At 68.1% G+C, this 26,214-nt stretch carries 20 protein-coding genes; 11 read left to right on the top strand and 9 right to left on the bottom strand.

The genetic code is table 11. The annotated features are described in order from the left end of the window. Positions 1-83: 83 nt before the first annotated feature. Both C1931_RS11370 and C1931_RS11375 read right to left on the bottom strand, forming a co-directional pair. Entirely contained in the window at positions 84-533 is a 450-nt protein-coding gene (locus tag C1931_RS11370; RefSeq protein WP_108756423.1) for an MgtC/SapB family protein, read from the bottom strand. A gap of 123 nt (positions 534-656) precedes the next feature. After that, positions 657-1,415, bottom strand: coding sequence for an SDR family NAD(P)-dependent oxidoreductase (locus C1931_RS11375; protein ID WP_108756424.1), 759 nt, complete (start codon positions 1,413-1,415; stop codon positions 657-659). Between the two features lie 146 nt (positions 1,416-1,561). Between C1931_RS11375 and C1931_RS11380 the strand changes: the two genes are divergently transcribed. Continuing rightward, positions 1,562-2,686 carry an alkene reductase gene (locus C1931_RS11380; protein ID WP_325051536.1) on the top strand — a complete coding sequence of 375 codons (1,125 nt, stop codon included), beginning with the start codon at positions 1,562-1,564 and terminating at the stop codon, positions 2,684-2,686. Positions 2,687-2,855: 169 nt separating this feature from the next. On the opposite strand, the gene C1931_RS11385 is transcribed toward C1931_RS11380, so the two are convergent. The 3 genes from C1931_RS11385 to C1931_RS11395 all read right to left on the bottom strand — a co-directional run bounded on the left by C1931_RS11385 (position 2,856) and on the right by C1931_RS11395 (position 6,756). Next, positions 2,856-4,766 (bottom strand): CocE/NonD family hydrolase, encoded by a 1,911-nt coding sequence (locus tag C1931_RS11385; RefSeq protein ID WP_108756426.1) that lies wholly within the window; start codon positions 4,764-4,766, stop codon positions 2,856-2,858. 245 nt (positions 4,767-5,011) lie between these two features. Further along, positions 5,012-5,398, bottom strand: a complete 387-nt coding sequence (locus C1931_RS11390; protein WP_108756427.1) for a DUF4440 domain-containing protein — start codon at positions 5,396-5,398, stop codon at positions 5,012-5,014. Then, a complete protein-coding gene (locus C1931_RS11395; protein ID WP_108756428.1) occupies positions 5,398-6,756 on the bottom strand; it encodes an MFS transporter in 1,359 nt (452 codons plus the stop codon). The genes C1931_RS11390 and C1931_RS11395 overlap by 1 nt, the downstream gene beginning before the upstream one ends. Positions 6,757-6,860: 104 nt before the next feature. Between C1931_RS11395 and C1931_RS11400 the strand changes: the two genes are divergently transcribed. Continuing rightward, complete coding sequence (locus tag C1931_RS11400; protein WP_108756429.1) at positions 6,861-7,766, top strand: LysR family transcriptional regulator; 906 nt, start codon at positions 6,861-6,863, stop codon at positions 7,764-7,766. Between the two features lie 187 nt (positions 7,767-7,953). Here C1931_RS11400 and C1931_RS11405 read toward each other — a convergent pair whose 3' ends face one another. Beyond that, entirely contained in the window at positions 7,954-10,749 is a 2,796-nt protein-coding gene (locus C1931_RS11405) for a glycoside hydrolase family 3 C-terminal domain-containing protein (RefSeq protein WP_108756430.1), read from the bottom strand. Positions 10,750-11,083: 334 nt separating this feature from the next. Here C1931_RS11405 and C1931_RS11410 point away from each other — a divergent pair, with 334 nt between their 5' ends. From C1931_RS11410 to C1931_RS11450, 9 genes are all read left to right on the top strand, one after another. Continuing rightward, the gene (locus tag C1931_RS11410; RefSeq protein ID WP_108753345.1) at positions 11,084-11,518 is read left to right on the top strand and encodes a glyoxalase; all 435 of its coding nucleotides are present in this window, start codon (positions 11,084-11,086) and stop codon (positions 11,516-11,518) included. Positions 11,519-11,920: 402 nt separating this feature from the next. Continuing rightward, complete coding sequence (locus C1931_RS11415; RefSeq protein WP_108756431.1) at positions 11,921-12,826, top strand: LysR family transcriptional regulator; 906 nt, start codon at positions 11,921-11,923, stop codon at positions 12,824-12,826. 92 nt (positions 12,827-12,918) lie between these two features. Beyond that, positions 12,919-13,608 carry a DsbA family protein gene (locus tag C1931_RS11420; RefSeq protein WP_108756432.1) on the top strand — a complete coding sequence of 230 codons (690 nt, stop codon included), beginning with the start codon at positions 12,919-12,921 and terminating at the stop codon, positions 13,606-13,608. Then, complete coding sequence (locus C1931_RS11425) at positions 13,605-14,612, top strand: cyclase family protein (protein ID WP_108756433.1); 1,008 nt, start codon at positions 13,605-13,607, stop codon at positions 14,610-14,612. Before C1931_RS11420 ends, C1931_RS11425 begins: the two co-directional genes overlap by 4 nt. Positions 14,613-14,905: 293 nt before the next feature. Next, positions 14,906-15,520 (top strand): translesion DNA synthesis-associated protein ImuA, encoded by a 615-nt coding sequence (imuA, locus tag C1931_RS11430; protein WP_108753349.1) that lies wholly within the window; start codon positions 14,906-14,908, stop codon positions 15,518-15,520. Between the two features lie 9 nt (positions 15,521-15,529). Next, positions 15,530-16,939: a DNA polymerase Y family protein gene (locus C1931_RS11435; protein WP_108756434.1), complete on the top strand. Its 1,410-nt coding sequence runs from the start codon at positions 15,530-15,532 to the stop codon at positions 16,937-16,939. Between the two features lie 6 nt (positions 16,940-16,945). Continuing rightward, positions 16,946-20,056, top strand: coding sequence for an error-prone DNA polymerase (locus C1931_RS11440; RefSeq protein WP_108756435.1), 3,111 nt, complete (start codon positions 16,946-16,948; stop codon positions 20,054-20,056). A 77-nt stretch (positions 20,057-20,133) separates the two neighbouring features. Further along, the gene (locus tag C1931_RS11445; RefSeq protein WP_108756436.1) at positions 20,134-20,640 is read left to right on the top strand and encodes a hypothetical protein; all 507 of its coding nucleotides are present in this window, start codon (positions 20,134-20,136) and stop codon (positions 20,638-20,640) included. Positions 20,641-20,774: 134 nt separating this feature from the next. Continuing rightward, positions 20,775-21,530 carry an energy transducer TonB gene (locus C1931_RS11450; protein WP_108756437.1) on the top strand — a complete coding sequence of 252 codons (756 nt, stop codon included), beginning with the start codon at positions 20,775-20,777 and terminating at the stop codon, positions 21,528-21,530. Positions 21,531-21,548: 18 nt separating this feature from the next. On the opposite strand, the gene C1931_RS11455 is transcribed toward C1931_RS11450, so the two are convergent. Genes C1931_RS11455 through adiC form a run of 3 tightly spaced genes read right to left on the bottom strand, consistent with a single transcriptional unit; the run spans position 21,549 to position 26,140 of the window. Further along, on the bottom strand, positions 21,549-22,451 hold the full coding sequence (locus C1931_RS11455; RefSeq protein ID WP_108756438.1) for a cation diffusion facilitator family transporter: 903 nt from the start codon (positions 22,449-22,451) through the stop codon (positions 21,549-21,551). Positions 22,452-22,478: 27 nt separating this feature from the next. Continuing rightward, positions 22,479-24,767, bottom strand: coding sequence for an Orn/Lys/Arg decarboxylase N-terminal domain-containing protein (locus C1931_RS11460; protein WP_108756439.1), 2,289 nt, complete (start codon positions 24,765-24,767; stop codon positions 22,479-22,481). A 20-nt stretch (positions 24,768-24,787) separates the two neighbouring features. After that, positions 24,788-26,140, bottom strand: a complete 1,353-nt coding sequence (gene adiC, locus C1931_RS11465; protein ID WP_108756440.1) for an arginine/agmatine antiporter — start codon at positions 26,138-26,140, stop codon at positions 24,788-24,790. Between the last annotated feature and the right edge of the window lie 74 nt (positions 26,141-26,214).

The raw sequence follows: 26,214 nt of genomic DNA on the forward strand, positions 1-26,214 counted from the left end.
GCGGGGTAGGATCCCCGCAGGGGCTGCGACCTACATGGCATCGGGGTCGGATCCCCGCAGGGGCTCTGACCCCACCCCGGCACTCACAGCTTCTTCTCCACCCGCCGTATCACCGCCAGCACCAGCAGGCACAGCACACTCACCCCCATGGCGATCACGTACTTGCCAATGCCCACGGCAATGCCGATGGCGGCGGCCATCACAAGAGAACTGGCGGTGGTCAGCCCGCTGACCTGGTCTTCGCGGTTGCCGCGCAGGATGGTGCCGGCGGCAACGAACCCCACGCAGGCCACCACGGCCTCGATCAGGCGCACCGGATCGACCTGCAGCAGGTCGCGGTAGCGCTCCTGCTGGAAATGTTCGGCCACCGAATCGCCCAGGCCGACGATCAGCGCCGCCGCGCCTGCAATCAGCATGTGTGTGCGCAGGCCCGCGGCATGTTTGCCCATCTCGCGTTCGACGCCCAGCACGCCGCCAAACAGCATGGCGGCGGCAACGCGCAGCAGGATGGATACGTCCTGGGTAAGTTCCATCGGCAGGCTCCGGGATTTTCCCGGAGCGTCGCGCGCGGCGCGTGGCACCACAGTGAAGGCGCCCGCACGGGCGGTTCACCCGGTAGCGCCGGGCCCTGCCCGGCGGCACCGCACCTCAGCGCATTACTGCGCCAGGTAACCGCCATCGATCGCGTAATAGGTCCCCGTCGCGAACGAGGCGTCATTGCTGGCCAGCCAGGCCACCAGCGCCGCCACCTCGTCCGGCTTGCCCAGCCGCTTCAGGGCATGCTTGGCTTCCAGCGTGGCACGCGCGTTGGCATCCATCTTGTCCAGCAGCGGCGTGGCAATGAAGCCCGGACCGACGGCGTTGATGCGGATGCCGTCGGCGGCGTGTTCCCATGCCGCAGTCTGGGTCAGGCCCACCACGCCGTGCTTGGCCGCCACGTACGCGGTGGAACCGGCAAAGCCCACCTGGCCCAGGATCGAGGCCATGTTGATGATGCTGCCGCCCTTGCCCGCCGCGCGCATCGCCTGGATCTGCGCACGCTGGCACAGGAACACGCTGGTCAGGTTCACATCCACCACGCGCTTCCAGCCATCAACCGGGTAATCGCCGCTGCTGGCCGCCGGGCCGCCGATACCGGCATTGTTCACGGCCACATCCAGCCCGCCCAGTTCGCTCACCGTGCGCTGCACGGCCGCTTCCACCGCTGCCTCGTCGGTCACGTCCAGCGCGATGCCGATCGCTTCGGCACCCTTGGCCTTCAAGGCCTGTACGGTCGCATCCACGGCGTCCTGCTTCAGGTCCCACACCGAAATGCGCGCGCCCGATGCAGCCAGCAGCTCGGCCACGGCCAAGCCGATGCCGGAAACACCGCCGGTAACGATGGCGGTCTTTCCGCCCAGCTGATAGTCGATCATCTGTGTACTCCACGTGTTGGCAATCGATGCGGGCCTGCCCGCCTGCTCTCGAATCTACGCCGCAACGTGTTACGGAAACGGCACGCGGCGCACCGCCGCCACGCAACGATCCTTCCCATCGCTGCAACGCGCAGCGCCCTATGCTCATGCACACCTCCCCTGCCGTGCATGGACCCCCGATGAGTGCTGAATCCCGCGTGTTGTTCACGCCCACCCGCCTGGGTGATATCGCCGTTGCCAACCGCATCGCCATGGCCCCGCTTACGCGCAACCGCGCCCTGCCCGATCGCGTGCCGTCGCCGCTGGCGGTCACCTACTACCAGCAGCGCGCCAGCGCCGGCCTGATCATTGCCGAAGCCACCCAGATCAGTCCGCTTGGCCAGGGCTACCTGGACACCCCGGGCATCTACAGCGCCGAACAGGTTGCGGCCTGGAAATCCATTACCGATGCCGTGCACGCAGAAGGCGGCCGCATCGTGCTGCAGTTGTGGCATGTGGGCCGCATTTCCCACACCAGCCTGCTGCCGGAAGGTGAAGTGCCGGTGGCACCCAGCGCGATCCGCGCCAACGGCAAGACCTTCACCGCCAACGGCTTCGAGGATGTGTCCGCGCCGCGCGCACTCGCCATCGATGAAATTCCGGCGTTGATCGAGGACTACCGCATCGCCGCACGCAACGCCATCGCGGCGGGCTTTGATGGCGTGGAAGTCCATGCAGCCAACGGCTACCTGATCGACCAGTTCCTGCGCGACGGCAGCAACCACCGCAGCGATGCCTACGGTGGCAGCATCGAAAACCGCACGCGCCTGCTGTTTGAAGTAACCAGTGCCGTGGCCGAGGCCATCGGCGCGGCCCGTACCGGCGTGCGTCTGTCGCCGGTCACCCCGGTCAACGATGCACACGACAGCGATCCGCAGCCGCTGTTCAACCGCGCGGTGGAACGTCTGGACAGCATCGAAGGGCTGGCCTTCATTCACGTGATCGAAGGCGCCACCGGCGGTGACCGGGACAACATCGCATTCGACTACGCCGCGCTGCGTGCCCGCTTCCGCGGCCCGTGGATCGCCAACAACGGCTATGACGTGGACAGTGCCGAGCAGGCCGTCGCCAGCGGCTACGCCGACATGGTTGCGTTCGGTCGTGCGTTCATCGCCAACCCCGATCTGGTTGCACGCCTGCGCAGCGGCGCGGCCCTGGCCGAGCTGGACCCGGCCACGCTGTATGGCGGCGGCGAGCACGGCTACACCGATTACCCCGCCTTGGGCGCATAAGCCGCGCATCCGCCGGGCATGGCCCGGCGCTACCACCCGCTCTGGAACGCATCCGCCGGGCATGGCCCGGCGCTGCCACCCGCTCTGGTAGGTGTCGACCTTGGTCGACACGTGTTGGACGTCATCACAATCGGGTCCGCCGGGCCATGCCCGGCGTCACCCCGCCCCCTCAATACACCGGCAGATCGATGTAGCTGGCCTGCGCGGCACTGTGCCAGACCCGCTGCGTGGCCTTCTGGTAATCGCCCGGCTTGGCCAGGTAGATGTTCGGCACGTAGGTCTGCGGGTTGCGGTCATACAGCGGGAACAGGCTGGACTGCACCTGCACCATCACCCGGTGCCCCTTCTGGAAGGTGTGGTTGGCGTTGGGCAGATCGAAGCGGTACGGCAGCACCTGGTTGGCGGCCAGCGGTTTGGCCTCGCTGAAGCTTTCGCGGTAGCGGCCGCGGAAGATCGCCAGTGAGACCGGCAACTCATAGCCGCCCATCTCCGGCGTCGATGCTTCCTGGTCCGGATACACATCGATCAGCTTCACCACCCAGTCGCTGTCGGTGCCACTGGTGGACGCCTGCAGGTGCACCACCGGCGCACCGCCAATGCGCAGCGGTTCGCGCAACGGTTCGGTGATGAAAGTCAGCACGTCGGGCCGACCATCCACGAAGCGCTGGTCCTTCACCAGCCAGGTGGTCCACATGTCACGGTCGGCGAAGCGCACCGGGCGCGGCACGAAGGGCACCGGCTTGGCCGGGTCGGACACGTACTCCTCGTAGTCGCCCTCGCCTGCCGCCGGCGCCTGGAAGGCCAGCTTGCCGCCGGCACGCAGGTACAACGGCTTGCTGGCCGCCGTGCAGTTCGTTTCGCAGCTGCGCGGCCAGCCCTGCAGGCGGTCCCAGTGGTTTTCACCGGTGTTGTAGACCAGCACCGGCGGGGTGTCGGCCTTCGCCGCACCGTCCACCAGATACTGGTCGAAGAACGGCTTGAGCACATCGCGGCGGAACTGCAGGGCGGTATCGCCATCGAACTTCAGGGCGCCCAGTTCGCTGCCGCTGTAGTTCACCTGGCTGTGCCGCCACGGGCCCATCACCAGGTAGTTGTGGTTGTTGCCGGTATCCCGTCCTTCCATGGCCTGGTAGGCATGGTTGGCGCCCCACATGTCTTCCTGGTCCCACAGGCCCTGCAGCCACATCGTGGGCACCTTCAAGGGGGTGTTGGCCATCACCGCATCCAGCGCCTGGCCCTGCCAGAACGCATCGTAGGCCGGGTGCTGCACCAGCTTCTTCCACCAGGTCAGCTGGTCCACGCCGGTGAAACGCGCGTAGTCACCGGCCGAGCCGATGCGCAGGAAGGTGCTGTAGTCGTCGTAGCCCAGGCTGGGCAGCGGCGTGCCCTTGCCGCGCTTCTCAGTCTGCATGGCGAAGTAGTTGAAGTTGACCTGGCGGAAGGCACCGTAGTTCAGCCAGTCATCGCCCATCCAGCCATCCACCATCGGGCTCTGTGGCGCGGCCACCTTCAGCGCGGGGTGCGGGTTGGTCAGCGCCATCACTACGGTGAAGCCTTCGTAGGACGAGCCCAGCATGCCGACCTTGCCGTTGCTTTCCGGCACGTGCTTGACCAGCCAGTCGATGGTGTCCCAGGCATCGGTGGCGTGGTCGACCTTGGTGTTGTTCAGCGGCCCGCGCAGCGGCCGGGTCATCACGTAATCGCCTTCGGAACCGTACTTGCCGCGGATATCCTGGAACACGCGGATATAGCCGCCGTCGACGAACACCTCGTCGCCCTGTGGCAGCAGGTCACGCATGCGCGGCGAATCGCTGCGGTTGGCGCGGCCGGCAGCATCGTAGGGGGTGCGGGTCAGCAGGATCGGCGCATTGTGGGCGCCCTTGGGCACCACGATCACGGTGTACAGGCGGGTGCCGTCGCGCATCGGCACCATCACCACGCGCTTGTCGTAGTCGCGGCCGATATCCGGTGCAACGAACGGCTTGCCACTGATGTCCGGGGTCATCGGCGGGGTATCGGCGGCCAGCACGCTGCTGGACAGGCACAGGGCGATGGCTACAGCAACGGCACGCACATGCATGGATGACCCCTCGGCAGGAAAGGTTCCAGCGTACTCCTGCCCACCGCGCCGAAGTGTGCGCCGGCTTTGCGTTCTGTGGTGTCCGGGGCACGACTGATGGCACATGTGCGGTCGGCGGCCGCTGCGCTCGCCGGGCATGGCCCGGCGCTACCGTATTCCTGGCGGCCGCTGCGCTCGCCGGGCATGGCCCGGCGCTACCCGTTCCCGCGGTCTTCGGTAGCGCCGGGCCATGCCCGGCGGATCCATCAGCCCGCGGGGACCTCGTGCAGTGCCAACCAGCGCCAGCGCCCCGTGTCCTGCCGCAGCACCGCCAACGATTCCCGCCAGGCCAGCGCTCCACCAGCCACCGCATGCCCTTCGCGATAACGCAGCACCGCCAGTGGTGCGGGCGCCTGGATCCGCTGCACGTCTTCGATGGCGATCTCCAGGCCGGGGCGCGCGCCGTGCCCACCCACGAACAGCGCCTGCACCGCATCCCGGTCCAGCCGCCGCCCGGCGATGCCGACCATGCTGAAGTCTGCGCAGAAGTGCGCCATCAGGTCGCCCAGCGCTTCGGCGCCCACCTCGGCGCGGAACCAGACCTGCAGTTTGTCGTGCAGTTCGTGGATTTCATGTTCGGCGGTGCGGTGCATCAGGCATTCTCCGGTTGCGGAAGGACCAAGGGCTGCCCGCGGCGCAACAGCGCCATCGGCAGCAGGGAAAGGAAAGCGGCCAGGCCCAGCGCCACACCGGTGGCCCGCGCCGGCAGCCACTGCATGGCCAAGGCCAGCAGCAGCGCAATGGCGGCGGTGCCAAGACAGAAGCTGAGCTGTCGGTTGAGATTCCACAGCGCGCTGGCATCACCCAGCACCTCGGCCTCCACACCGTGGAAGGCCAGCGTCTGTGCGGTGCTGCTGCACAGGCTGCCGCCCGCGCCCATCAGCGCAAACAGCAGCGCCGCCAGCGCGAATGAAGGCTGCGGCAGCAGGGCCATCAGCAGCAGGCCACTGGCCTGCAACAGCATGCCGACACGCAGTACTGCGCCCGGCCCGAAACGCGCCAGCAGCCGCCGGCTGCCGGTGATCGCCACGGCCGACGCCAGCGCCCAAGGCAGCATCAGCGCACCGATGCGTGCAGCACTGAACCCGGCCTGGTGCAGCTGCAGCGTGCTGGCCAACTGACTGCCGATGAACACGCCGGGTACGGCCAGGTAGACCAGCATTGCCAGTCGAAGGCCGCGATGGGACAGCAACGACCAGCGCAGCAGCGGCTGCGCCTGCCGGCGTGCGTGGCGCAGGTGGGCCGTCGCCAGCACCAGCGCCAGCAACAACAGCACCGCGCCGGCAATCCGGTGGCCGGGTTCACCCAGCCAGGTCAGCGCCAGCAGCAGCACGCCCAGCGCACTCATCGCCGTGGCCAGCGCATAGGCCTGCAGCCGGGGCGCAGTGCGTTCACCATCGGACGGCATCCAGGCCAGCACCAGGGCGATGGCCACCACCACCAACGGCAGGCTGGCCCACAGCACGCCGCGCCAGGACAGCCACTGCACCAGCAGCCCGCCCAGCGCGGGGGCCAGTGCCGGGACCAGCAGCGCCACCAGCAGGATGCGCCGGGTCAGCGCGCCACGTTGGTCGGGCGTGCACTGCCGATATGCCGCGGCCTGCGCCACCGGGATCAACAGGCCACCGGCCAGGCCCTGCAGCAGGCGCCAGACCAGCAGCCAGCCGATGGACGGTGCAGCCCCCGCCAGCACCGCAGCGGCGGCGAACAGCAGCAGCGCGACCAGCAACAGGCGTCGTTCGCCGCAGCGCGCGGCCAGCCACGGCGCCAGCGGAATCACCACGCTCAGGCCGAGCATGTAGGCAGTGCCCACCCAGGCCAACAAGCCCACATCGGCCTGCAGCTCGGACGCCAGTGCGGGATAGGCCACGGTGGCGATGAACATGTTCACCAGGTCCAGGGCGAACACCAGCAGGAAAATCGCCTCATGGCGCAGGCGCGGGGAAGGCATCAGCAGGCTCCAGCAACGAAGGTGCCAGCATGGCGAACCGGCGTTATTGGAAAAACACGACGCCAGCTGCAACACTGTCAAACCAATTTTGACAATGCAGCGTCATGGTCAGCCTTGATCGCTTCGATATCTTCCGCGCCGTGGTCGAAGCCGGCAGCCTGACCGCTGCCGCCGACCGCCTTGGTCTCAGCCGCGCGGTGGTCAGCTTCAACCTGAAGCGGCTGGAACAGGATCTGGGCGTAACCCTGCTGCTGCGCAGTACCCGGCACCTGGCCCTGACCGAGGCCGGCGAGCAGTTCCTGCAGCACTGCGTGCAGGCGCTGGATGCGGCACAGGCGGCCATCGATGCCGCGCGCCGCGACCAGCAGCAACTGCAGGGTCTGCTGCGCCTGACCACCACACCGGAGTATGCGCAGCTGCGGCTGATCCCCGCGCTGCAGGCGTTCCGGGCGCAGCACCCGGCCCTGCAGTTGCACCTGTCCACGTCACCGGCACCGGCCGACCTGATTCCCGAGCGCTTCGACCTGGCGATCCGGCTTGGCCGCCTGCCCGATTCACAGCTGCATGCCAGCGAACTGGAACGGCACCCGCTGTGCGCCGTGGCGGCCCCTGCGCTGCTGGCACGCCTGCCGTCGACCGAAGCAGCTGACGACCCGGTGCAGCTGGGCACCCTGCCCCGCCTGGGCTATCCGCGCCTGGCCGACGTGCCGGTGGTCGCACCGGATGGCAGCGACGCCCTGTTCGCTACCAACCCCGGCAATGCGGTGGTGCGCGTGGACGGTGCCAGCAGCCTGCGCGCCTTCGCCCTGGCTGGCGCCGGGGTCACCGTGCTGCCGCGCTGGTTGATCGAAGACGACCTGGCCCACGATCGCCTGCGGCCGGTGCTGCGCCAGCACCGCTTCCCGCAGCAGAGCGTCTACGCGGTGTACCCGCACAGCACGCAACCGTCGCCGAAGGTGCGGCAGTTGGTCGATTTCCTGCGCAGCTGGTTCGCCGGCCCGGCCGGGTGAATTCGCGCCCGCCGGGCATGGCCCGGCGCTACCCCGGCATGGCCATGCCCGGCGAATCTCGCTGCGCAGCTGGTTCACCGGGCACCCCGAACGGTAGCGCCGGGCCATGCCCGGCGAACCCAACACCCCCACAAACAAACACGGCCCCTTGCGGGGCCGTGTCTTCAAGCATCCATCACCTGCGGTATCAACGCAGCACCTGCTCCACCAGCTGCACGTCCACGCTCTGCAGCGGTTCGGCTGCGTTGCGCGACAGCTGCACCTGGTAGGTGCCGCCGTCGATCTTCCACTGGCGTGCCTGCGCATCGTAGTGCGCCAGCGTCTTCGGCTCGGCTTCGATGCGGATACGGCGCTGTTCGCCCGGCTGCAGGCTCACCTTGTCGTAGCCGATCAGGCGGATCGGCGTGGTGCTGCCGGCCGGCAGCTTCAGGTACAGCTGGGCCACGTCGGCACCGGCGCGCTTGCCGGTGTTGCGGATGTCCACGCTGGCGACCAGGCGCGAACCTTCCACGCTCACCTTCAGGTTGTCATAGGCGAACGAGGTGTAGGACAGGCCGTGACCGAAGGCAAAGGTCGGGGTCAGGCCCTTGGCGGCCATCCACTTGTAGCCCACGTTGGCGCCTTCGATATCGAAATCGAACACATCGCCGAACGGCTTGGCCGGCTTGAAGCCCAGGCCATCCACGTGCGGGCGCGGCAGCTGCGATTCGTCCACCACCCAGGTCACCGGCAGGCGGCCGGACGGGTTCACCTGGCCGGTCAGCAGCGCGGCAATGCCTTCGCCACCACGGATGCCCGGGTACCAGGCCTGCAGCATGGCCGGCACCTGCGCCAGCCACGGCGTGCGCACCGGGCCGTTGGTTTCCAGCACCAGCACGGTCTTCGGGTTGGCCTTGGCCACCGCCGAAATCAGTGCATCCTGGTTGTCAGGCAGCTTCATGTCCGGCAGGTCCACCGATTCGGCCGCCCACTGGGTGGCGAACACGATGGCCACGTCCGCCTGCGCGGCAGCCTTGGCCGCCGCAGCAGCGTTGCTGCCGTCCACATATTCGATGGTCGCATCCGGACGCGCTGCACGCAGCGATTCCAGCGGCGAGGACGGGTGGAACATCACCGGGCCCGGCCAGGTGGTGGGCAGCACGCCCGGCACCGCATTGGTGCCCTTGGCGGTCACGCCCACCATCGACGAACCACCGCCACCGATCACACCCTTGTCGGCATGGCCGCCAATGATCACGATGCGCTTCACGCTGTCGGCCAGCGGCAGCAGGTTGCCCTCGTTGCGCAGCAGCACACTGCCTTCTTCCACCGTGCGCTGGGCCACGGCAAAACCGGCTTCGGCATCGATCTTCTGGTGCTGCGGCGGGTTGTCGAAGTTGCCGTGCAGGAACATCGTGCGCAGGATGCGCGCCACCATGTCATTCAGGCGCGCCTGCGGCACCACGCCGCCGTGCACGGCCAAGCGCAGCGGCTCGTCGAAGAACACCGCCGCGTCGAACACTTCACCGGCCGACTGCTGGTCCAGGCCGGCCAGCGCCGCCTTCGAACCGCTGTGCACGCCGCCCCAGTCGGACATCACGAAACCGGGGAACTTCCACTCCTGCTTCAGCACCTGGTTCATCAGGTAGCCGTTCTCGCAGCCGTAGGTGCCGTTGATCTTGTTGTACGAGCACATCGCCACGCCCGGGCGGCCGGCTTCCAGCGCGATCTCGAAGGCCAGCAGGTCCGATTCGTGCATGGCCTGTTCGCCGATGCGCACGTCGTGGAAGTTGCGGCGGGTTTCCATGTCGTTCAGCGCGAAGTGCTTCATCGACGAAATCACGTGCTGGCTCTGCACGCCCTGGATCAGCGCGCCCACCATCGAACCGGCCAGCAGCGGATCTTCACCGGCGTATTCGAAATTGCGGCCGTTGCGCGGGTCACGCTGCAGGTTCACGCTGCCCGAAAGCAGGATGTTGAAGCGCTGCTGCCAGGCTTCACGGCCCATGGTTGCGCCACCGGCGAAGGCGACTTCGCGGTTCCAGCTGGAGGCGGTGGACGGGCCCGAGGGCATGGCCGTGGCGAAATCACCCGGACGGATGCCACCCGGATTGGTCACGCCCACGCCGGCATCGGCCGACTGCTGCGCCGGAATGCCCAGGCGCGGCACCGCCGGCACGAAACCGGCCGAACCCACAGCGCCTTCCGGCAGCGGACCGCCATCCTTGCCCAGCCCGAAGTAGCTGTGCAGCATCTGGAACTTCTCGTCCTCGGTCATCGCCTTCAGCAGCAACGCAGCGCGCGCATCGGCGTTCAGGCTGGCATCCATCCACGGGCGCTCACCGCCCTTGTCGGCCGCGTAGGCCAGGGTCAGCAGGGTTGCCTGCAGGCCATTGCCATCGATCTTGAACGGTGCGCTGCTGGCCGCCTGGAAGCCATCGCTGAAATAGCTGGCATCGGCTTCCAGGGCCACGCGCGAGGGATCGAAACCCGCTGCCTTGGCCGATTCACTGGCCACCGCGCCCAGCAGCACCGCCGGTGCGCCCAACCGCGAACGCGACACCAGCGCCGGCAACTGCGCGGCACCGGCACCGGCGTCGGTGTAGACGGCCACGGTGTGGCGGCCGTCATCCAGGCGCAGGTAGTTCAGGCCCGGCTGGTCCGGGCCGCTTTCCGTGGCAATCGGCAAGCGGGTCAGCACGGCCTGGCCGCGCTGGGTCTGGCCATCATCCTGGCCGGCGGCAATGAAGCGGTAGTCGTAGCCCAGGCCATCGGCCAGCAGCTGCAACGGATCGACCTGGCCGACACCGCGCTGCACCTGGCGCACGCTCACCGCGTCCACCTGCAGGGTCTTCAGCTGCGCCGCCAGGGCCGGCATCGCGTCCGGCGCAGGCGCCTGGTCCAAGGTCAGCACGGTGAAGGCGGCCGGGTCGGCCCAGGCCGGGGCGGCCAATGCGGCAGACAGGGCGAGGGACAGGGCAAGCGGCTTTGTAAACGTTTTCATCGGCAGGCGTAATTCCGTTGCCAAGGCAATCGGTCCAGGGAAAGTGCCGCCGAAGGGTGCAGCGTCATGCCGCGCAAGCGTTGCCAGGCAACACCTGCAGGCCAAAGGACGGGCCGGTCTGCGCGCGGGACCCTCCTCCCGGCGTGACAACCTGCCTGCCCGGGCCGCACACGGCGACCCATCATGTGAAGATTGTGCGAGGGCGTTGATCGCTGTCAACAGGACCTAAGTCACAGGCGCCCGCGCGCAAGCTGGTTATCAGACCATCACCGCTGGTCATCAGTGCAGCGTGTGGTGCTGCCGATAATGGAATTCCCGGCCCCGAGCGCTGCCCATGACCCTGCACCGCGACTTCGACCATCTCTGGCGCGACCGCTGTGATACCTCCAGCCAGCGCAGCCCACGCGTGCTGATCCGCGTGTTCGTCGCCCCCGGGGAGCTGGAAGCACGGGTGGCCTTCTACGAACAACTGCAGGGCGTGGTGGCCGACGCGGGCTTCCCCTTCCCCGATGCCGGCCTGCGCCTGGCCATGGTCGGTGCCTTCCTGCTGATCGAAGGCAATGACACCGCACTGGCGCCGTTCACCTCCACCACCGGCACCCTGCTGGTCGATGACGTGCGGCCCTATCACGACAGATTGGTCGCAGCCGGCGCGCAGATCATCTTCCCGCTGCAGGTGGTACCCACCGGCGCGGCGTTCAACGCGGTGCACCCCGATGGCACCGTGGTCGAGTACGTGCACCACCGGCCGGACCCACACGGGCGCTGACGGGCGGCCGGGCGGCGCCCGGCACCCGCAGAGGAAACGTCAACGTCGACGTCAAAAGCCCGCATTCCGTGGGATGGCGGTGTGGGTCCGGTGGCAGGGGACGCTGCAAGTACGTCCATGTAAGCTCGGTCGCCGCATCCATGCGGCTCACGCCCCTGCCACTGGACCCACCCCGCCTTCGACGGTTTCCTGCGAGCTGTTGGAACCTGCTGCTGTTGGAACCTGCTGCTGTTGGAACCTGCTGCTGATGGAACCTGCTGCTGATGGAACCTGCTGCTGATGGTGGTGGGTGTCGACCGTTGGTCGGCACAGGGGTCGGATCTCCATGGATTCAATTCCAATGGAAATCCATCCACGCATGGCGTGGATCTACAATGGCGCCCTCTTCGCGCCGGGGCTGGCATGGATTCCTTCAACCTGATGCGCACCTTCCGTCGCATCGTCGAACGCGGCGGCCTGGCCCGCGCGGCCGAAGACCTGGGGCTGTCAGCGGCCGGCTTGAGCAAACAGCTGCGCACGCTGGAAGCGCACCTGGGCGTGGTGCTGCTGCAGCGGACCACGCGGCGCATGAGCCTGACCGAAACCGGCCACGCCTATTACCGCGAGTGCTGCCGCCTGCTGGACGAACTGGACGCGCTGGAACGCGGCATCGCCGAGCAGCGTGGCGAGGTTGCCGGGCGCCTGCGGGTGAACGCACCGCAGTCGTTCGCGCTGAGCACGCTGTCGCCGCTGCTGCCGCGCTTCCTGCAGCAGCATCCACAGCTGTCGCTGGACCTGGTGATGGAAGACCGCCTGCTCGATGCGGTGGGCGAAGGCTTCGATGTGTCGCTGCGGCTGCGCGCCGAGCTGGACGATTCACGCCTGGTGGCGCGGCGGCTGGCCTCGCTGCAGCAGGTGTTGTGCGCGGCACCGTCCTACCTGCAGCAGCACCCCGCGCCGCACACCGTGCAGGATCTGCATGCGCATAGCGTGCTGGCCTACAGCCTGTCCGATTCACCGGGCAGCTGGCCGCTGCTGGGCCCCGATGGCCAGGTCACGATCACCCTGCCGGCACGGGTGACCGCCAACAACAGCCTGCTGCTGCGCGACCTGCTGCTGGCGGGCCTGGGCATCGGCGCGCTGCCCTCGTTCCTGGCCGCGCCTGCGCTGGCATGCGGCGACCTGCAGCAGGTGCTGGCCGACCACCGCTATCCCCCGCGCTTTGTCCATGCGGTCTACCCCACCGCCCGCCACCTGCAGCCCAAGGTGCGGGCCTTCATCGATTTCCTGCACGCCGAACTGCCCGGCTGCGCGGGACTGGATTCGTAACCGCCAGCGAAAACTGAGCTGCCCGAAACCCGCTGTTTCGGCCACGCTGCGCTGCCTACGCTGCCGCCTCCCTTCTCACCGATGGCAGGCAGATGTCTTCCGCTCCCTCCCCCACCACCGCCACGCCGGTGGTCGACTTCTTCCACGATGTGGTCTGCGGCTGGTGCTTCGTGCTGGCCCCGCGCCTGCAGCAGGTTTCGGCCGAACTGGGCATCCAGGTGCGCCACCGCAGCTTCGTGCTGCAGGACTCGCGCGCCCGGATGATCGACGTCTTCGGTTCCATGCCGCGCGCCAAGGACACGATCCTGCGCCACTGGGTCGACTGCGCGGCGCATGAAGACACCGCGCGCATCGACATCGACGGCATGCGCGCGCAGACGTTCGAATATCCCTCCGGCTGGCTGGGCGCACTGGCCTGCCAGGCGGCCGGCGTGCTCGGCGGCAACGATGCCCATGGCGCGATGTTCGATGCGGTGCAGTGGGCGCACCTGCACCAGCACCGCAACATCGGTAATGCCGACGTCCTGCTGGACATCGCCGAATCGCTGGGCCACCGGCGCGGCGTCTTCGCTGGCCACATGCGCAGCGACGCCGTGCGCCAGCGCGTACAGGCCGACCGCGCCGAAGCCGCCGCCCTCGGCATCCGTTCCATTCCCACCGTCATCGGCGGGCACGGCCTGCGCCTGCAGACCCTGCCGCTGCCACAGCTGCGCCAAGCCCTGGCGCCCCTGGTCGTGGCCACCGCCGCGCCCTTCCCCACCCTGCAAGGAGAAACCCCATGACCCCACGTACCCTGGCCAGCGCACTGGCCCTGCTGCTGGCCAGCACTGCTGCATCCACTGCCGCGCCCGCACACGAACGCGTTCCGTCCGGTCAGCAGGTCGGCACCAGCCCCTGGGGACCGAAGGACGAGATCGGTCGCCTCAACCTGATCACCGATGCCTCGCGTGCCGCCATCCTGTCGCGGGTCAGCGGCGGCAAGGCCTACGACCTGGCCACCGAATACTACGTGGGCATGCCCAGCTGGCAGGACGCCGGCGACCCGCACTACCAGTTCTGGATGACCCATACCCCGCGCGGCACCGTGGTGGACGACCCGATGGGTGTGGGCCAGGCCATGAACCTCACCCGCAGCTACACCGGCACCGCGTTTTCGATGTACAGCCACACCGGCACCCATATCGATGCGCTGAACCACTTCGGCATCCACGGAAAGATCTGGAATGGCTTCGAGGCCGATGAGCACCTTGGTGACCGTGGCTGGAAGGTCACCGGCATCGAGAAATTCCCGCCGCTGATCGCCCGTGGCGTGCTGATCGACGTGGCCGGCGCCAAGGGCGTGGACATGCTGCCGGACAGCTACCGCGTTACCCGCCAGGACCTGAAGGATGCGCTGGCACGCCAGCACGTCACCCTGCAGCAGGGCGACGTGGTGCTGATCCGCACCGGTCGCATGCGCCTGTTCGAACAGCCCCGCGCCTACATGGTCAACCCGCCGGGCATGGGCCTGGACGCGGCCCGTTTCCTGGTGGAAGACAGTGGCGCGATGATCGTCGGCGCCGACAACCTCAGCTTCGAGACCTTCCCCTCGGAGGTGTCCGATGATTATGTGCCGCTGCACACCTACCTGCTGGCCCAGCAGGGCGCACCGATCATCGAACTGGTGGCGCTGGACGAACTGGCCCGTGACCAGGTCTACGAGTTCGCCTTCATCGGCGGCCCGCTGAAGATCCGCGGCGGCGACGCCGCCCCACTGCGCCCGGTAGCCCTGCCGGTACGCCGGTAACGCGCCGGGTAACGCCGGGCCATGCCGGGTGGGTGCCGACCTTGGTCGGCACCGTTCTCCCATCCACGCATGGCGTCCCATACCGGTAGGTGCCGACCTTGGTCGGCACTCCCTGCCCCTTCAGCAACCTGAAACCCACCCCTCGATTTCATTAGTAATTCTACTCACAAGGCGAGTAGCATGTCCGGTCTCAGCCCCTGATACCGGCCTGTCGATACTCGTTCCATGCCTGCCGCTTCCGTCCAATGCCGCCGCTTCCTGCCTGCCCGGCGCCTCCCCTGGAGGACCGGCTGATGGGTGCCGTCGTCGCCCTGGACCGCTTGCTGGATGGCCGCCAACTGTGGCGCGGCCCGGCCCGCCATGGCCCGGCCAGCGACCATCTGGCCAGCGGGCACCCGGCCCTGGACGCCCGCCTGCCCGGCGGCGGCTGGCCCGCCAGCGGGCTGTGCGAAGTGCTGCTGGCCTGCCCCGGCGTGGGCGAACTGGCCCTGGTCTGGCCGGCGCTGGCCAAGCTGAGCCAGCGCGATCGGCCGATCGTGCTGGTCGCCCCGCCGCATCGGCCGCATGCCCCGGCCTGGGCCGCGGCCGGGCTGGACCTGGCCCAGCTGCAGATCATCCACGCCGCGCCGAAGCAGGCGCTGTGGGCGGCCGAACAGTGCCTGCGCTCGGCCGCCTGTGCGGCGGTGCTGTGCTGGCCGCAGCAGGCCGATGATCGTTCCCTGCGCCGGCTGCAGGTGGCCGCCGACAGTGGCCAGTGCCTGGGCTTCGTGTTCCGCGAAGCGCGCGCCGCACGCAATCCGTCGCCGGCCAGCCTGCGCCTGCAGCTCGACCCCGGCCAGGTGCGCGTGCTGAAGTGCCGCGGCGGGCTGCCGCCTGCGCAGCCGCTGCCGCTGGCCATCGCCCACTGAGGCCGCGCCATGCATTGGGCCTGCCTGTTGTTGCCGCAACTGGCGCTGGACAGCGTACTGCGCCAGCAGCCGGACCCGCAGCGGCCGCTGGTGCTGCTGCAGGGCCCGGCCCAGCGCCGGGTGCTGCGCGCAGTCAGCCCGGCCGCGCGGGCCGCCGGCCTGCGCCCAGGCATGCTGCTGTCGGCCGCGCAGGTGCTGGTGCAGGACATGCAACTGCACGACTACGACCCCGCCGCCGAACAGCAGACCCGGCAACTGCTGGCCAGTTGGCTGTACGCCTACAGTTCGCAGGTCAGCCTCGATTTCCCGCATGCGCTGGTGCTGGAAATCCACGCCAGCCGCGCCCTGTTCGGCGATTGGCCACAGATTGAACAGCGCCTGCGCCACGGCCTGCATGAACTCGGTTTCCGCCACCGCCTGGTGGCCGCGCCCAACCCGCATGCCGCGCGCGTGCTGGCCAACGTGCACGACGGCCTGGGCATCGATGCCACGCAGTTGGCGGCCGCGCTGGCGCCGCTGCCGCTGGCACGTAGCGGCCTGCCCGCCGATGCGGTCACCGTGCTCGGTCGTTCCGGCCTGCGTACGCTGGGCGCGGTGTTCGACCTGCCGCGCGACAGCCTGGCCCGCCGCTTCGCCCCGCAGGTGCTGCAGCAGCTCGATGCCGTGCGCGGCCTGGACAACACGCCACTGCGCTACTACCAGCCCCCGGACCGTTTCGATGCCCGCATCGAATTCGAATACGAAATCGAATCCAGCCAGGCCCTGCTGTTCCCGCTGCGGCGCCTGCTGCTGGACCTGGGCGCCTTCCTCTGCTCGCGCGATGGCGGCGTGCAGCGCTTCGACCTGCACTTCGAACACGACCTGCTGCCGGCCAGCGTGCTGACCATCGGCCTGCTGGCACCCGAACGCGATGCCGCGCTGCTGTTCGAAATCGCCCGCAACCGCATGGAAGCCTTCGCCCTGCCCGCCGGCAGCCGCGCACTGCGCCTGCAGGCCGAACAACTGCCGCCGTTCGTGCCGGTGGCGCGCGATCTGTTCGACACCCGCCCGGCCCAGGCCATGCCCTGGAACCAGCTGCGCGAACGCCTGCGCGCGCGGCTGGGCGATGATGCCGTGCAACCGCTGGCGGTGCAGGCCGACCATCGCCCCGAGCGTGCCAGCGGCACCCAGCCGCCAGCCAAGCCCCCCGCGCACTGGCCGCTGCGCCCCGGTTGGCTGCTGGAGGCACCACAGCCGCTGCGCGACCCGCGCCTGCGTATCGTTGCTGGCCCGGAGCGGATCGAATCGGGCTGGTGGGACCAGGCCGATGCGCGGCGCGACTACTACGTGGTGGAAACCGCGCACGGGCAACGCGGCTGGGCGTTCCGCCCGCGCAACGACCCGCATGCGCCGTGGATGCTGCACGGCTGGTTCGGCTGAACCGGCATGCACGCAGAACTGCCCGCCTATGCCGAACTGCATTGCCTGTCGGCCTTCAGTTTCCAGCGCGGCGCCTCCACCGCCGACGAACTGTTCGCGCGCGCCGCCAGCCAGGGCTACCGCGCCCTGGCGATCACCGACGAATGTTCGCTGGCCGGCATCGTCCGCGCCTGGCAGGCGGCCAGGACGCATGGCGTGGCGCTGATCGTCGGCGCCGAACTGCAGATCGAAGACGGGCCGAAGATCGCCCTGCTGTGTACCGACCAGGATGCCTATGCCGGGCTGTGCCAGCTGATCACCACCTGCCGCCGGCGCGCCGGCAAGGGGGAGTACCGTTGCCTGGCCGACGATCTGCAGGGCCTGCCCGACGGCCTGCTGTGCCTGTGGCTGGATCGGCAGCCCGATGCCAGCCACCTGCAGGGGCTGCGCACCGGCTTCGGCGACCGCCTGTGGCTGGCGGTGGAACTGCACCACGAACACGACGACGCGCGCCGCCTGCAGCAGCTGCAGGCCTTCGGTGAACGCCATGCACTGCCGCTGGTGGCCAGCGGCGATGTGCATATGCACGTGCGCCGTCGCCGCGCCCTGCAGGACACCCTTACCGCCATCCGCCACCGCTGCAGCGTGGCCGAAGCCGGCTGGCGCCTGTTTCCCAATGGCGAACGCCACCTGCGCCCGCGCACGTCGCTGGCCCAGCTGTACCCGCCGCAACTGCTGGCCGAAACCCTGCAGATCGCCGCGCGCTGCCACTTCAGCCTGGACCAGCTGAAATACACCTACCCGCGCGAACTGGTGCCGGCAGGCCACACCCCGGACAGCTGGCTGCGCGCGTTGGTGGAACAAGGCATTCCCGAGCGCTGGAAGGACGGCATCCAGCCGGCCCAGCGCCAGCAGATCGAACACGAACTGGAGCTGATCGCCAAGAAGAACTACGCCTCGTACTTCCTCACCGTGCAGGACATCGTGCGCTTCGCCCGCAGCCAGCAGATCCTGTGCCAGGGCCGCGGTTCGGCGGCCAATTCGGCGGTGTGCTTCGTGCTGGGCGTCACCGAAATCGACCCGGCGCGCAGCAACCTGCTGTTCGAGCGCTTCATTTCCGAAGAACGCGACGAACCGCCGGACATCGACATCGATTTCGAGCACGAGCGCCGCGAGGAAGTGCTGCAGTACGTGTTCAAGCGCTATGGCCGCGAACGCGCCGCGTTGACCGCCGTGGCGATCAGCTACCGGGGCCGCAGCGCCATCCGCGATGTAGCCCGCGCACTCGGCCTGCCGATGGACCAGGTGAACGAGCTGGGCGCCGCCATGGACCACTGGGGAGGGCACATACCGCTGCCGGACACCCTGCGCGAGCGCGGCTTCGACCCGGACACAGCGCTGATGCGGCGGCTGCTGTCACTCACCGCCGAGCTGATCGATTTCCCACGCCACCTGTCGCAGCACCCGGGCGGTTTCGTGATTTCCGAACATCCACTGTCCACCCTGGTGCCGGTGGAAAACGCGGCCATGGCCGACCGCACCGTCATCCAGTGGGACAAGGACGATCTGGACGCCACCGGTCTGATGAAGGTCGACTGCCTGGCGCTGGGCATGCTCACCGCCATCCGCAAATGCCTGGCCCTGCTGCAGCAGCACGGGCTGCACAGCGGCCGCATGGATGCGGTGCCCGCCAAGGACAGCGCGACCTACGACATGATCTGCGCCGCCGATACCATCGGCGTGTTCCAGATCGAATCGCGCGCGCAGATGGCCATGCTGCCGCGCATGCAGCCGCGCACCTTCTACGACCTGGTGATCGAAGTGGCCATCGTGCGCCCCGGGCCGATCCAGGGCGACATGGTGCACCCCTATCTGGAACGCCGCCGGATCCTGCGCGAACAGGGCCCCGATGCCTTGAACGACCCGGCCAACCCGCTCTACCCACCGCAGCTGGAACGCGTGTTCGCGCGCACCCTGGGCGTTCCCCTGTTCCAGGAACAGGTGATGCAGCTGGCCGTGGAAGCGGCCGGCTACACCCCGGGCGAGGCCGACGCCCTGCGCCGTTCGATGGCCGCCTGGAAGCGCCGCGGCGGGCTGGAACCGCATCGGGAAAAACTGCTGGCCGGCATGCTGCGCAACGGCTTCAGCCGCGAGTACGGCGAACACCTGTTCGAGCAGATCAAGGGCTTCGGCAATTACGGTTTTCCGGAAAGCCATGCCGCCAGTTTCGCCCTGCTCACCTATGTCAGCTGCTGGCTGAAGTGCCACCACCCGGCCGCGTTCACCGCCAGCCTGATCAACAGCCAGCCGCTGGGCTTCTACAGCCCCGACCAGTTGCTGCAGGATGCGCGCCGCCATGGCATTGCCGTGCTGCCGGTGGATGTACGCCACAGCCATTGGGACTGCACCCTCGATTTCAGCAAGGGCGCGGCCGCCATCCGCCTGGGCCTGCGCCTGGTCGATGGCTGCAGCGAACAGGCAGTGCAGGCCCTGCTGCGCGAGCGCGCACGGCGCCCGTTCGACGATGTGGGCGATCTGTGCCAGCGCGTCGCACTGGATCGCCGCCAGCAGGGCCTGCTGGCCGATGCCGGCGCCCTGCGCGGCCTCAGTGGCCATCGCCACCGTGCACGCTGGGATGTTTCCGGCGTGGAAAACCGCCTGCCGCTGTTCGACCCGGCCCGCGCCACCGGCGAAGCACGCGTGCCGCTGCCGCTGCCCAGCGCCTGGGACGACATGCAGGCCGATTACCGCAGCACCGGCACCACGCTGGGCCGCCACCCGCTGTCGTTCCTGCGCGCACAGCTGCGCAGCCGCGGCTGCCTGGGTGCCGCGCAGCTGGCTGCCCACGGGCATGGCCGCCGCGTGCGCATTGCCGGGCTGGTGCGCATGCGGCAGCGGCCGCAGACCGCCAGCGGGGTCACCTTCCTGACCCTTGAAGATGAAACCGGCATGGTCAACGCCGTGGTCTGGCGGCACGTGGCCGACCGCCAGCACCGCATCCTGGTCGATACCCAGTTGATGCAGATCGACGGCCGGCTGGAACGCGTGGACGGCGTGCAGCATGTCATCGTGCAGCGCATGCTGGGGCTGGACGATCTATTGCAGGGCCTGCGCAGCCACAGCCGCGATTTCCATTGATGGGTCATTGATGTGTCGGCCCTACCCATCCGCTTTTGCATCCGCTATCGTCGCCACATCCAAGGAAGGACTACACGATGGCCCGTGCGTTGCTGCTTACTACCCTGGGGGTGTCCACCCTCGCCCTGCTGGTGTCCGGCTGGACGGCCTGGAATCTGCACCACAGCCAGTCGCCCGAACGCGTGATCCATGCACGCGGCCTGGTCGTCCACGATGCCAAGGGCCAGGCCCGCGTCATCGTCGGTGCGCCGGTACCCGATCCGACCAGCAAAGGGCGCAGCCAGGGCCCGCGTGCCGCGGCACTGTCCGGTGTGATCCTGCTCGGCCCGGACGGTTCCGAACGCGGCGGCTATGGCACCAGCGACCGTGGCGGCGAAGCCCTGCTCACCCTTGACGATGCCAGCGGCACCACCGAAGTGTTCAAGGTGGTCGCCAATCCCGATCGCGGCGCCACCCTGATGGTCCGCCACCAGAACAATACCGGCGCCATGCTCACCTCGTGGCAGGGCAAACCGGAACTGCTGTTCCTGGACGACAGTGGGCAGACCTACTACGTGCGCCCCGGAGTCAACGCCGCGCCGTGAAGCGGGCCCTGACGGCCCGGCATTAATGCAAACGATTCTCTTTTGCGGTAAGGTGCGCGCGCTGCCCTTGCCGCCGCGGGCCGTTCCTGTCCCGCTCTCCGCAGCCGTCCGTGCCCGTCCAAGCGCTCCGTCCAATGCCATTGCCGTTGACGCCTGCCCGCCCGGCGCGGCGCGGCGCACGCGAGCGCCGCACGCACTGGATGGCGGTGGCGATCACCGCCAGCCTGCATCTGCTGCCGGTGCTGGGGCTGCTGCACTGGACGACGTCCACACCCCGGCCCACGCCGCCGGTCGAAGAGGTGCGCATCAGTCTGCGCATGTTGCCCCCCACCGCGCCGCCACAGCCGCTGGAAGAGCTGAAGGCCAAGCGTCCCAGCCAGGCCCAGCAGCCGCGTCCAGCGCAGCCACGCCCCCTGTCGCCGCCCCCGCCCAGCCGCGCGAAGGAAGGCACCCTGGCCGCCGCTGACGGTCGTACCCCCGATGCACAGGCACAGCCCCTACCGGCCCTGGTCCTGCCGGCCCACGACGCGCCCCCGGCACCGGCGTCGATCAGTGCAGCACCGCCCACCCCCGACGCCGCACCGGCACCGCAGTTGGCCGGCACCCACAGCGATACCTGGGAAGCACGCTTGATGGCGCGTCTGGAACGCCACCGCTATTTCCCCAGTGCCGCCCGCGCGCGCCGCCAGCAGGGTACGGCGTGGGTGCGCGCCAGCATCGACCGCAGCGGCCGCCTGCGCACTCTGCTGCTGGAACGCAGCAGTGGCGAGCCCATGCTCGACCAGGCCGCCCTGCAGACCTTCCGCCGCGCGCAGCCGCTGCCGCGCATTCCCGACGACCTGCCAGCGCCGCAGGAACGCGTGGTGCCGGTGGAGTACTACCTGCGCTGAAGCGCGCCGCGCCGCCGCTCAGGTCCAGGCCGGGTCGGCGGTGAAATCGATCGTCAACCAGAACATGCCGCCGCGTGCATCCAGGCGCACGGCAATCTCATCGCGCATGGCATCCACCTCGCCCACCGTGCCCAGCGGCGTGGCCGGGTCGGTCAGCACGTGGATCTCGATGAAGCGCATGCGCCCCATCTTCGCCACGTGGCTGGTGAAGCCGGCATAGCCCCGCTCGCGCACGAACGCCTGCATCACCTGCTGCACGCGCTGGTCCAGGTCATCGGGCGCGACCTGCAGTACCTCGCGCAGCGCCTTGAATGCAGCGCGCGTGGGCACCGGCAGCACGGCCAGGCTGATCAGCATCAGCACGATCGAATCCAGGTACGGTACCCAGTACTGCCACGGCCCGTCCTGCAGGGCCAGCGCCAGCAGGAAGGCCAGCACCACCGCCAATGCCATCAGCCCGCCCAGCAGCCAGGCACGCACGTCCAGCCACAGCAAGGGCGAGTGCAGGCGCCGTGCCTGCCCTGCCACGAACGCGGCCATGCCAAGGTTGGTTGCACTGATCAGTCCGGCCCACCACAGCGCCGGCCCGAACTTCACCACGTGGCCGCCGGTGGTCAGCCCGATCACCGCGTTGGCCAGCGCGTAGACGCAGGCCAGCGACAGGATCACCCCGCCCAGTGCTTCCACCATCGGTTCCAGATGCCAATAGCCGTACTGGAAGCGCGGGCTCTGCTCCCGCGCCACCAGCCGCAGCACCGACAGCGACACCAGGGTCAGGGCCACGTCCACCAGGCTGTAGATGCCGTCGAACAGGATGGCCTGCGATCCCACCAGCAGGCCGCCCAGGAAGCCGGCCGCACTGACCGCCACGGTCATCCCGATCGACAGCATCAGGATGCGTTGTTCGCGGGCGGTATCCATGCAGCGCCAAAGGTCCGACCGTCACGGTCAGGCCTTCAGCACCTCCACCCGGTAGGTGGTGCCTTCTTCGTCGTGCTCGATGATCAGCCCGTGCACATCCGATTCGAAACCGGGGAAGCGCGCGTTCTGTTCGCGGGCAATGCGCAGTGACTGGATGATCGGCTCGTCGCTGGCGCCGAAGCGTTCGCCCGGCATGATGGTGGGAATACCCGGCGGGTACGGCACCAGCATGGTGGCGGCAATGCGGCCGCTGAGCTGTTCGATGTCCACCCGCTCGATCTCGCCCTTCACCAGATGGTTGTAGGCATCGGCCGGGGTCATCACCGGGGTCGGCAGGTCCACGTACATCTCGCGCATCACCTTGGCCACGGCGAATTCCTGGTTGAAGGCATGCAGCGCCTCACACAGGTCACGCAGGCCCCAGCCGGCATAGGCCACCGGATAATCGGCGGCCAGCGTCGGCAGTGCCTGGTTCAGCGGCGCGTTGCGATCGTACAGCTCCTTGAACGCCATCAGCTCGGTCACCAGGGTGCTCCACTTGCCCTTGGTGATGCCCATCGAGAACAGGAACAGCACCGAGTACAGGTTGGTCTTTTCCACGGTGATGCCGCGGCCCCACAGGAACTTGCTCAGCACCGCCGCCGGAATGCCCAGCTTGCCCATGCTGCCGTCCATCGACAGGCCCGGGGTCAGCAGGGTCACCTTGATCGGGTCGATCAGCACATAGTCGTCCACCAGCCCATCGAAGCCGTGCCAGTGCGCATCGGGCTGCAGGTACCATTCCTCACGCTTGGCCACCAGCGGTGCCGGCGTATCGCCCTTGTCCAGGCTGCGCTCCACCTTCGTGGGCTGCCACACGCTGAACCACCAGTCGTCACGGCCCAGGTCGTCGCGCACATGCAGCATGGCGCGGCGGAAGGCAATCGCTTCATCGTGCATTTCCTGCACCAGCGAACGCCCGGCCTCGCCCTCCATCATCTTCGAGGCCACGTCGCAGGCTGCGATCACCCCGTAATGCGGGCTGGTGGAGGTATGCATCATGAACGATTCGTTGAAGCGCTCGGCATCCAGGTCGCGGCTGGCCGAGTTGCGCACGTGGATCATCGACGCCTGCGAGAACGCGGCCAGCAGCTTGTGGGTGGAATGGGTGGTGAAGATGATCGCGTCCTGCTCACGCGGCTTGCCTTTGGCCATGCCGTAGTGGTTTTCGTAGAACGGATGGAACGCCGCGTAGGCGTACCAGGCTTCATCGAAGTGCAGGAAGTCCACCGCGCTGCCGATCTCTTCGGCAATCTTTTCGGCGTTGTAGCACAGGCCGTCGTAGGTGGAATTGGTGACCACCGCGATGCGCGGCTTCGACCCGGCGTGGTAGGCCTGGCTGGCCAGCGGGTTGTCGGCAATGCGCTGCTGCAGCGCCTCGGGGGTGAACTGGTCCAGACTGATCGGCCCGATGATGCCGTGCGCGTTGCGGCTGGGAGTGAAGTACACCGGAACGCCGCCGGTCATGATCAACGCATGCAGCAGCGATTTGTGGCAGTTGCGGTCCACGAACACCACGTCACCGCGCGCCACCGTGCCGTGCCAGACGATCTTGTTGGCGGTGGAGGTGCCGTTGGTGACGAAGAAGGTGTGGTCGGCGCCGAAATTGCGCGCGGCCTCGTCCTCGGCATCCTTGATCGGGCCGGTGTGGTCCAGCAGCGAACCCAGTTCCGGCACCGAGATCGACAGATCGCTGCGCAGGGTGTTCTCGCCGTAGAACTGGTGGAACGCACGCCCCACCGGCGATTTGGTGAACGCCACGCCACCGGCATGGCCCGGGGTATGCCAGGAATAGTTCGATTCGGCCGCGTGGTGGATCAACGCCTTGAAGAACGGCGGCAGCAGGTTGTGCATGTAGTCTTCGGCCGCACGCATCACCTGCCGTGCGACGAAGTTCTTGGTGTCTTCGAACAGGAAGATGAAGCCGTGGATGTACTTGAGCAGCTTGCTGGGCACCTTCTCGATGGTGCGCCGCTCGCCGTACAGGAAGACCGGCAGGTTGGCCCGGCGCGCGCTCTGTTCGCGCAGGAAGGCGGCCAGGCGCTGGAACTCGCCCTCGCCCTCCTCGCTGCCATCGATCGAGATCAGCACCGCCGACGCCGCCACGTAGGTGCGGGCGCCGGCGCGCGCATCGTCCAGGTTCAGGCCGCACAGCACGCGCTGGCCGTTGCCACGCAGCTCTTCCACCAGCGCGCGGATCAGGATGCCGCCGATGCGCGGCGAATCGTAATCGCCATCGATGACGATGACCGGGTAATCCAGGGACTTGAAGTACACGTTGATTCTCCTTGTCGAACTCAGGAACGCTGGGCGCCGCCGGACAACGCGGCCGCCTCACGGGTGCGCTGCCGCTGCTGGCGGCGCTCCTCGCTGAAGAAGGGATAGAACACGGTGATGAACAGCACGAACAGGAAGGCGTACTGCACGATGGTTCCCGACGAGCCGTAGATCGCCCACAGGCAGTACACCACCGTCAGGCTGGTCAGCGCCCAGAACGCACCGGTGTGCACGATGGTGTGCGAGCGTTCCACCACGAAATAGCAGGCCACGCAGGAATAGATGTACGGCAGCAGGGTCAGCACCACCGCCGCCGAAGTGATCACATCGAACTGTGCCGACGCGGTTTCCGAGGTGGAGGTGACCAGCACGGCCAGGGTCATCAGCACCGCCACGATCAGCACGCCCTTCACCGGCACGTCGTCCTTGTTGGTCTTGCTGAAGATGCTGGGGAACAGGCCATCGTCGGACGCCGCCTTGGCGCTCTGCGCGGTCAGCAGGATCCAGCCACCCAGCGAACCGGCCGCGCCGATGAAGGCGCACAGGCTGACCAGGCCACCGCCCCAGCCGCCCACCGCCTTGGCGGCGGCCAGCGCGAACGGCGCATCGGAGGTCTGCAGTTCGCCATTGGGCACCATGCCCATGATCACCGACGAACTGGCGATATAGGCCACCGCCGCCAGGAACACGCCGGCCAGGGTGGCGCGGGCCACGTTCTTTTCCGGGTTCTCCACCACGCCGGCGGTCACCGACGCTGATTCCACGCCGATGAACGCCCACAGGGTCAGTGCGGCAGCGCTGGAAATGGCGCCGAAGTTCGATTCACCCGAAACGTTGTAGGCACCCTTGAAGATGTCCGCATCGAAGAAGAACCAGCCAAAGATGGCGATGCCCAGGATCGGCACCAGCGCGAAGCTGGTGGTGACCGTCTGCACCTTGGTCACGAAGGCCGGACCGATCACGTTGGCGAAACTCAGTGCCCACACCAGTACCAGCACGGCGATGCAGCGCACCAGCGGCTCGGACAGGATCGGGAAGAAGTAGCTGAAGTAACCCACCGCCGCAATCGGAATGGCCACGTTGCCGATCCAGTTGGCGAACCAGTAGATGGTGTTGGTCTGGAAGCCCATGTAAGGCCCGAACCAGTCACGCGCGTAGGCATATGGGCCGCCGGCCTTGGGCGCCAGCTTGCCAAGCTTGGCGAACACGAACGCCAGCAGCAGCGCCCCGGCGGTGGTGATCAACCAGCCCCAGATCGAGGCGGTACCGATCTTGGCCAGGCTCGATGGCAACAGGAACACCCCTGAACCCATCATGTTGCCGGCCACGAGGAAGGTGGCACCGACCACCCCGATCTTCTTGGTTTCTGCCATGACACTCTCCTGCACCTGGCATGGGCCCGGCAGCACCGGGCATGGGGACGGAAAACGCGGGCGTACTGCCGCTG

The sequence above is a fragment of the Stenotrophomonas sp. YAU14A_MKIMI4_1 genome (assembly GCF_003086855.1).
Classification (GTDB): Bacteria; Pseudomonadota; Gammaproteobacteria; order Xanthomonadales; family Xanthomonadaceae; genus Stenotrophomonas.

What these genes read in the sequence shown, in the direction of transcription:
- C1931_RS11395 (WP_108756428.1), bottom strand. Translation starts at nt 6,756, where the DNA reads ATGCCTTCCCCGCGCCTGCGCCATGAGGCGATTTTCCTGCTGGTGTTC.
- imuA (WP_108753349.1), top strand. Translation starts at nt 14,906, where the DNA reads ATGGGTGCCGTCGTCGCCCTGGACCGCTTGCTGGATGGCCGCCAACTG.
- C1931_RS11410 (WP_108753345.1), top strand. Translation starts at nt 11,084, where the DNA reads ATGACCCTGCACCGCGACTTCGACCATCTCTGGCGCGACCGCTGTGAT.
- adiC (WP_108756440.1), bottom strand. Translation starts at nt 26,140, where the DNA reads ATGGCAGAAACCAAGAAGATCGGGGTGGTCGGTGCCACCTTCCTCGTG.
- C1931_RS11450 (WP_108756437.1), top strand. Translation starts at nt 20,775, where the DNA reads ATGCCATTGCCGTTGACGCCTGCCCGCCCGGCGCGGCGCGGCGCACGC.
- C1931_RS11425 (WP_108756433.1), top strand. Translation starts at nt 13,605, where the DNA reads ATGACCCCACGTACCCTGGCCAGCGCACTGGCCCTGCTGCTGGCCAGC.
- C1931_RS11420 (WP_108756432.1), top strand. Translation starts at nt 12,919, where the DNA reads ATGTCTTCCGCTCCCTCCCCCACCACCGCCACGCCGGTGGTCGACTTC.
- C1931_RS11385 (WP_108756426.1), bottom strand. Translation starts at nt 4,766, where the DNA reads ATGCATGTGCGTGCCGTTGCTGTAGCCATCGCCCTGTGCCTGTCCAGC.
- C1931_RS11440 (WP_108756435.1), top strand. Translation starts at nt 16,946, where the DNA reads ATGCACGCAGAACTGCCCGCCTATGCCGAACTGCATTGCCTGTCGGCC.
- C1931_RS11455 (WP_108756438.1), bottom strand. Translation starts at nt 22,451, where the DNA reads ATGGATACCGCCCGCGAACAACGCATCCTGATGCTGTCGATCGGGATG.
- C1931_RS11380 (WP_325051536.1), top strand. Translation starts at nt 1,562, where the DNA reads ATGCACACCTCCCCTGCCGTGCATGGACCCCCGATGAGTGCTGAATCC.
- C1931_RS11435 (WP_108756434.1), top strand. Translation starts at nt 15,530, where the DNA reads ATGCATTGGGCCTGCCTGTTGTTGCCGCAACTGGCGCTGGACAGCGTA.
- C1931_RS11370 (WP_108756423.1), bottom strand. Translation starts at nt 533, where the DNA reads ATGGAACTTACCCAGGACGTATCCATCCTGCTGCGCGTTGCCGCCGCC.
- C1931_RS11445 (WP_108756436.1), top strand. Translation starts at nt 20,134, where the DNA reads ATGGCCCGTGCGTTGCTGCTTACTACCCTGGGGGTGTCCACCCTCGCC.
- C1931_RS11405 (WP_108756430.1), bottom strand. Translation starts at nt 10,749, where the DNA reads ATGAAAACGTTTACAAAGCCGCTTGCCCTGTCCCTCGCCCTGTCTGCC.
- C1931_RS11400 (WP_108756429.1), top strand. Translation starts at nt 6,861, where the DNA reads ATGGTCAGCCTTGATCGCTTCGATATCTTCCGCGCCGTGGTCGAAGCC.
- C1931_RS11390 (WP_108756427.1), bottom strand. Translation starts at nt 5,398, where the DNA reads ATGCACCGCACCGCCGAACATGAAATCCACGAACTGCACGACAAACTG.
- C1931_RS11375 (WP_108756424.1), bottom strand. Translation starts at nt 1,415, where the DNA reads ATGATCGACTATCAGCTGGGCGGAAAGACCGCCATCGTTACCGGCGGT.
- C1931_RS11415 (WP_108756431.1), top strand. Translation starts at nt 11,921, where the DNA reads ATGGATTCCTTCAACCTGATGCGCACCTTCCGTCGCATCGTCGAACGC.